Raw genomic sequence first — 3975 nt, 5'->3', positions numbered from 1 at the left:
GATTCTGGGTATCTATAAAGATAGATAAACAGCTAAGGTATATCTATGTCACTGGAAGAAGGATTAAAATGTCTGCGGCTAAAGGATTACGCAAAGGCTGTAGAATTACTGGAAGAATATTGTCAACAGTCAGCTAATTTTTATTCTCCCTTATATGTTCAAGCTAAAATGGCCCTTGCTCGGGCCTATCGCAGCAATAATCAACGGCAACAAGCGATCGCCTTAGCTCTGGAACTAGAAAATCATCTTGATCAGGAAGTTAGTCAGTGGGCCAAACGATTACTGACAATCTTTGGTGCTGAACAAAAAACCATCGGTATTACCACTAATAGGGTCAAATCTCGATCGCTGCCCAAGGCAGCACGATCTGCACAGGTAAGCGTCCGGTTATCCCGGACTATCCCCGAAAATAGACTTATTTTTGCTAAACTATTGACAATTACGGCTTTTTATGTTATAGTCTTTGGTCTGTTTTTTGTCACTACCCGTTTGCTCCTCATCCCTGCGGGGACGGGTGTAATTATTGCCTTGCTCTTGACCGGTTTCTTAGGCGGACTCATCCTTTTTATCGCCCCGAATCTAATTGATTGGACACAAAAACGTCTTTATCGAGTGCGTTGGGTGTCCTTAGCGGAAATTAAACGGGATAGCCCCGAATCGGCGGCAGTAATTGGGCGTATATGCCGAGAAAAAGGGTTAAAACCGCCAAAACTAGGCATTATCGAAAATGGACAGCCCCTCGCTTTTACCTATGGCTCTCGACGGGGTAATGCTAGCTTAGTAGTTAGCAGAGGTTTATTTACCTATCTCGACGATGAGGAACTAGCGACGGTATATGCTCATGAATTAGGCCATATTTGGCAGGGAGACTTTGCCCTGATGACTATCTGTGCTAGTTTCGCTCATTTAAGCTGTTATCTCGATTCTTTTGCCCAAAATCAAGATAATAATTTTCAAGACACAGTTTTTCTAGGCCTTCTCTCACTAATTATCACCATTTTTAGGCAAATTCTTGTTTTTTGCAGTCTTTATCTGTCTCGTACTAGAGAATACTTCGCCGATCATTTTGCTGCCCAAGTTACTGGTAATCCCAATGCTTTGGCCCGTGCTTTAGTAAAAATTGCCTTTGGTTTAGTCCAAGAAAATGCCCAGTCCAGTCCCCTGTCATTAAGTATAAATGTATTAAATATTGCCCAGGAGCAGGATGCGATCATTGCCGGTAACGTTTATGGTATCGCATTGGAGTCTCGCCGGATCGGACAGAGTTTTCTCTGGGATATATATAATCCTTGGGCAAAATGGTTAGAGTTGCAATCTAATCATCCCCTGACTGGTAAAAGGATTGGCGCTTTAGCCAACTATGCCCAACAGATGGATTTAGATATAGAATTTAGTCTGGGGGAAATATTACGGCAAGAAATAGAATTAGATCGCAAGAAACTCTATCAAAACTTTTTTCTGCGACTATGTTTATATTATGCTTGGGGACTAGGCTTTATTATTGGGGTTGTCATCGCTGGGTTTCTTGGTCTGAAATTTAGCTCTTGGGCTGCATTGGGGCTAATTTTAGTCGGTGGGGGTTTGGGTATAATTATCAATCGATTAGCTAGTTATCCTCGTCTCAAAAATGCTAGTTTCAGCGATATTTTTTCTTTAACCGATAATCCTTACAGTCATCCCCTCCCAGCTATCCCCGTCCGACTCCGCGGTGAGTTAATTGCTCAAGGAAAGAATTTCTTTTTTAAAGATAGCACCGGCATAATTCCCCTCGCTCCTAACTATCGTTTTGGTTTTTGGCATAAAATCAGGACTACTAACCCCCCCATGGCAGCAATAAATAATACATCAGTACGGATTCTCGGTTGGTTTCGTCGCGATTTATCTCCTCGTCTCGAATGGAGTCAAATAACTCACTCTGGCGGAAATATTCGGGGTTATCCCCGTTTTTGGTCTTTGGTTAGCGGTTTTTGCTTATTAGTCTCCGGTTTAATTATCGCAGTCACATTTTAAGAATGGGAAAAACTGCCACTTCATCCCTTTTCTAGTTTTAGGTACTTGCTGGGATAATAGCCAATTTTTGAGCGGCAATCCCTAAAATTCTCTAGTCTCACACCCCGAAAACTATTAATAAGTAGGGAGGCAAAATTATTTGTAGGATGGGTTAGCGGTAGCGTAACATGAGCGGGCGTTGGGTTTCATGCTTCAACCGTTCGGCAAAAGCTCACGGCCGAAGCCCAACCTACGTTCATCTTATATTTAATTCCACGCACCCACTTAACCTTAGGAGTTTAGCAAATGTCCAACGAAACCGTTACCTATTCCCTAGAAGCTGTCCTAACCAGAATTGAGAGTAAAATCGACAAAATCGATGAACGTCTCACAAAATTAGAAATCGGACAGGCCGAACTCAAGGCCGAGTTAAAAGGCGATATTAAAGTATTAGACGAGAAAATCGAGGGATTAACCGCACGGGTTGGTTATCAGGAGTTCACCAACTGGGGGATTCTGATAGCTTTGGTGGTCGCTGTCTTGGGAGGTGCTGCTAAACTTTTTGGTTTTTTCCCCAATCCCTAGAACTGGCCACTAGGAACAGTTACAGCCCTTAGGATTATAATCAATGACCGCTCAAAAAACCCAAACTGTATAGAGGTATGGCAAAATGTCTAACGAAACCGTCACCTATTCCCTAGAATCGGTCCTTAAGGAAATTAAAGACAGCATCAAGGAAGTCAACCAGAAAATGGACACCTTGCAAAAAGATGTCAATCAGAAAATCGATACCCTGCAAAGAGATGTAAATGATTTAAAGGTAGGACAAGCTAAACTAACTGAGAAAGTCGAAGGGATGGATAAAAGACTAGAAAAAGTAGAAAATGAGCAATACACTCTAGTTAAGGCTATTTCTGACCTACAGAGTTTTCGAGGTCTGATTGTCCCTATCCTTATCGGTGCCATGAGTGCCGCTATCGGTGCAATTATCACCGTTGCTATCAGAATTCTTTTCCTCGGTAACAATCCCTAAAATCCTCTAGTCTCACACCCCGAAAACTATTGATAACTTTAGGAGTTTAGCAAAATGTCTAACGAAACTGTAACTTATTCCCTAGAAGCTGTCCTAACCAGGATTGAGAGTAAAATCGACTCCCTGGAAAAACGGATGGATGAGAAAATCGACTCTCTGGAAAAACGGATGAATGACAGATTTGACAAGGTAGAGGACCGGCTAACCAAAGTAGAAATCGGACAGGCCGAACTCAAGGCCGAGTTAAAAGGCGATATTAAAGTATTAGATGAGAAAATCGAGGGGTTAAAGGGAGAGTTAAAAGGCGATATTAAAGTATTAGATGAGAAAGTCGAGGGATTAACGGTACGGGTTGCTTATCAGGAGTTCACCAACCGGGGGATTCTGATAGCTTTGGTGGTTGCTGTCTTGGGAGGTGCCGCTAAACTTTTTGGTTTTTTCCCCAATCCCTAAAAGTGGCTCCTAGAAAAGGTTACAGCCCTTAGGATTATAAGAAATGGCTATCAAAAACTCAAAAATCTATAGGAGTATAGCAAAATGTCTAACGAAACTGTAACTTATTCCCTTGAATCGGTCCTTAAGGAAATTAAAGACAGCATCAAGGAAGTCAACCAGAAAATGGACACCTTGCAAAAAGATGTCAATCAGAAAATGGACACCTTGCAAAAAGATGTCAATCAGAAAATCGATACCTTGCAAGAAGATGTAAATGATTTAAAGGTAGGACAAGCTAAACTAACTGAGAAAGTCGAAGGGATGGATAAAAGACTAGAAAAAGTAGAAAATGAGCAATACACTCTAGTTAAGGCTATTTCTGACCTACAGGGTTTTCGAGGTCTGATTGTCCCTATCCTTATCGGTGCCATGAGTGCCGCTATCGGTGCAATTATCACCGTTGCTATCAGAATTCTTTTCCTCGGTAACAATCCCTAAAATCCTCTAGTCTCACACCC

At 41.8% G+C, this 3975-nt stretch carries 5 protein-coding genes; all 5 read left to right on the top strand.

Annotated features, from left to right (window positions below; translation table 11 throughout):
• The first annotated feature begins 45 nt into the window (after nucleotides 1–45).
• Nucleotides 46–2010 (top strand): M48 family metalloprotease, encoded by a 1965-nt coding sequence (locus IQ242_RS18660; protein WP_193960996.1) that lies wholly within the window; start codon nucleotides 46–48, stop codon nucleotides 2008–2010.
• A 285-nt stretch (nucleotides 2011–2295) separates the two neighbouring features.
• Nucleotides 2296–2574, top strand: coding sequence for a DUF4164 domain-containing protein (locus IQ242_RS18655; protein ID WP_193960995.1), 279 nt, complete (start codon nucleotides 2296–2298; stop codon nucleotides 2572–2574).
• An 85-nt stretch (nucleotides 2575–2659) separates the two neighbouring features.
• Complete coding sequence (locus IQ242_RS18650; RefSeq protein WP_193960994.1) at nucleotides 2660–3022, top strand: shikimate dehydrogenase; 363 nt, start codon at nucleotides 2660–2662, stop codon at nucleotides 3020–3022.
• A 54-nt stretch (nucleotides 3023–3076) separates the two neighbouring features.
• On the top strand, nucleotides 3077–3475 hold the full coding sequence (locus IQ242_RS18645) for a DUF4164 family protein (RefSeq protein WP_193960993.1): 399 nt from the start codon (nucleotides 3077–3079) through the stop codon (nucleotides 3473–3475).
• Between the two features lie 84 nt (nucleotides 3476–3559).
• Nucleotides 3560–3955, top strand: a complete 396-nt coding sequence (locus IQ242_RS18640) for a shikimate dehydrogenase (RefSeq protein ID WP_052278087.1) — start codon at nucleotides 3560–3562, stop codon at nucleotides 3953–3955.
• The last annotated feature ends 20 nt before the right edge of the window (nucleotides 3956–3975 follow it).

This window comes from Microcystis sp. LEGE 08355 (genome assembly GCF_015207185.1).
In the GTDB taxonomy this organism is placed as follows: domain Bacteria; phylum Cyanobacteriota; class Cyanobacteriia; order Cyanobacteriales; family Microcystaceae; genus Microcystis; species Microcystis panniformis.
This window is presented reverse-complemented; position numbering and strand designations above follow the sequence as displayed.